Source organism: Ochrobactrum sp. S1502_03 (assembly GCF_044435015.1).
GTDB lineage: Bacteria > Pseudomonadota > Alphaproteobacteria > Rhizobiales > Rhizobiaceae > Brucella > Brucella chromiisoli.
Genome location: NZ_JAYEXN010000073.1, coordinates 1 through 3,002, shown reverse-complemented (window position 1 = coordinate 3,002; position 3,002 = coordinate 1). Strand labels below are relative to the sequence as shown.

The window sequence follows — 3,002 nt, the reverse complement described above, 5'->3', positions numbered from 1 at the left end:
GTTTCAGTCCAGGCCATGTGATCCTCCGTAGTCTTGGTAAACCACAGAGAATCATAAACTCCTGAAATCGCTCAACTTAATTTTCGGTTCGGCTCTCAGATAATTTTTTCTCTAACTGGTTTATGATCTGATCTTTCTCATCAATTTTCTGTCTTTGAGAGGAATAAACCTCCTCGTGAGAATGGATAAGGTCTCGGCGTTCTGCTTCCGCATCTGAAATCAGCTGTGTGATTTCAGATGCCTGATGCTTTGCTACTTGAAAAAGGGTTATCAACTGACCGCTTAGCAAACCCTCTCTATGTATAAGATTAGAAGTGCCTAGCCCGATTTGGCGTTTATTTCCTTCAGCTAATCGGCGAGATGTTCGCTCGATGATCTGAGTGAGATAATTACGGAGCAGATATCGCTGGGAATATATCTGTTTCAGAGCACGAATAGCTGAAGTCGCTGATGGGTAACCGTCAACTAGTTCGCTCGCTATCGCATCCGGTGACAGTTTGCGATGACAGCACCGGCCTGAAAAGTTGAATTTCTCGGCCTCTACAACATTGGACTCGGTTAACCACCCGGGTCCGCCAAAACGATCATAGACATAAATGGGGGTTTCACAAAGCAAAGAATACTGGACCGTCTTACCAATTGATATAACTGCATCGTAAGAAGATATTATCTCAGGCGTGATCTTCCTTTGATTTGATGGAAGGCCGATGTGATCGACGGCGATTTCTCGACTTCTTAAAACGTCTGCCGCGCAGGCGACTTCTTCTGGCATATGATTGGAAACAATCAGAGTGCGTTTCAAGACGGGCCTGGCTTCTCGAACTAAATTAAAGTTATCGGGGGCCGCGTTGTAAAACACCGAAACCTTTTCAGCGGGCACGCCCAGTTCGACTAATCGGTCGGCGGTTTCCTGGCTATTAGCAACAACCATATCCGCGACATCAGCGACGGCTCCGGGGATCTCCAAGGGTTCGTATGGCGACAAGCTCGCATTCACGACGAACACGCTTTCAATGCTGCTAATGCCATGTTTTGCAAGGAGGTATGGTAGCAGGTGGTGCTGAGACCATATAATGTCAAAATTTTCCGGACTTGGGCAATTTTCAAGTGAGCCATAGTGGATCCCCAGTTCCTCCATATAGCTGCGTACTGGGTCGTCAATATACGCCGTAAATATGCTTACATCACAGCCAATACTGGAGAAAACTTCGGCCACTTCCAAGCTTACGACTTCGGACCCACCAAAGATGGCAAGGTGATTGGTTAACACAAGTATCTTCATTACTAATCCAAGATAACTCTTTTAGCCATCAGCATAAACCAAATTTTTTAACTTTAACAGCCAATGATCCTAACGTTTATTCTTTCGTTCACGGCGAGCCCATCCTTTTTGGCGGTGGCCCGACCGTAAAAGCAAGCCGTAAAGCGGTGCGGGAGCCAGAAATGGTTTGGTTTGTCTGAACAGTTTTGAGTGTATTGCTAAATGGATTTCCGCCTCGCTTATCCTTCCGGTAAACCCCGTTTAAAAACGGGCGGGATTATCACGTCAAGTGGTGCATAATTGCGGAGGTTTAATTCTACAGACGATTGTCAAATAGAGCCGCTGAATACACCCAATCCGGTACTGATCTGCTGACAGCTTCATAGCTATCTCCATTATATGCTCTGCATGAAGCTTCCGTATATCGACCGGCGGGGAGTTCTATTCCATAATAAATTCGGCTCAGCGATGATGACATGCAGTAAAATGGTTTTCCATTAAGTTCCGATTTTGCCGATGTCGCACGGTCTCTGTTTGAGTCGAATAGTAAGACGGGAACATCTCCGAGCAGATGCTTGCCTTCATTTAGAAAATGGACCATGATGGGCAATCCAGGTTTGTGGTCTCCGTAGATCAGAATAACTGAATTTTTGTCTATAAGCCTAACATCATCGATGAATTTACTAATATCAAGGACACTTTTGGAAAGCTTTTCTCGATAATACTCAACGCCACCATCGCCATTCCTGACGCGATATGGTCCGTGTGTATACATGGTTGCTAGATGCATAAAGAGTTTACTTTTTCCTTGATTTTCCTTTATTACTGAGAGGGCCTTACCGAACAAAACTGTATCTGACGGGTAGTCATCGTCAACCGCAGTGTAATCAATGTCTTCGATGCCAATAAAGCGATCAAACCCGAGTTTCGGTTCCACGGTCGATCTAAACCAAAAACCTCCGAGATAGTTATGAATGGATTCAGTTCGGAAGCCGTTAGACTGCAAGTGAGCTGGTAGAGTAGACGTTTTAGTTGCAAAATAGTCACGATATTCCTGATAGATTATACCAGAGAGAGACGGGTGATGTGTTGGTAATGCAGTTAAAAATTCGAAGGTTGCATTCGGTGTGCCTCCACCATACACAGGCGAGACACCCCTAAGTACTGCATCGGCCTTATTGGATAGGGGGGTGAAAGCTTCTTTGAATGTATTTTCGTCGTGCCAGCAAGACTCGCATAGTATCATTATAAATGTCGTAGGTGAGGTTTCCAGAGGAGTTGCGTTGTCTATCAGCTTCTGAAAATCGGCTCTTTGATTTGATGTTATCGCCACCGGAGCGGGGCGTTTACCTGTTTGAATGAGATGAACTGCCAATCCATTAATCTTTTGATTCTGGGGGAAGTCCCAATTGTAATAAACAAGGCCCTGATCCTCGGCTGAGCGGGCGACGGATTGCACTATCTGATGAAAATTTAAGGTGAACAAGAAGAGTGTGGCAACAAGGAAAATATAGTTTTTTATTCTTTTTCTTATTTTTGAAAAATTAAATTTATAAAATAAAATTATTGAAATAGCCAAAAGTATAAAAAATATTTTTTCATGTGTTATATATTTGGTCAATATGGATATATGATTGAGGTGGCTAGCGCTCGTGGACAAAGGGTATCCATAGTTTGACTGCAGCGATTGCGACGAAACCGAGGTAGGATTCCTTGGTCTTGTCATAGCGCGTCGCAACGC

At 44.2% G+C, this 3,002-nt stretch carries 2 protein-coding genes; both read right to left on the bottom strand.

Features of this window, described 5'->3' with window-relative positions; translation table 11 throughout:
* Positions 1-76: 76 nt before the first annotated feature.
* Positions 77-1,282: a glycosyltransferase family 4 protein gene (locus VBH83_RS19190; RefSeq protein WP_396999075.1), complete on the bottom strand. Its 1,206-nt coding sequence runs from the start codon at positions 1,280-1,282 to the stop codon at positions 77-79.
* A gap of 295 nt (positions 1,283-1,577) precedes the next feature.
* A complete protein-coding gene (locus VBH83_RS19185) occupies positions 1,578-2,921 on the bottom strand; it encodes a sulfatase-like hydrolase/transferase (RefSeq protein ID WP_396999074.1) in 1,344 nt (447 codons plus the stop codon).
* Positions 2,922-3,002: the final 81 nt, after the last annotated feature.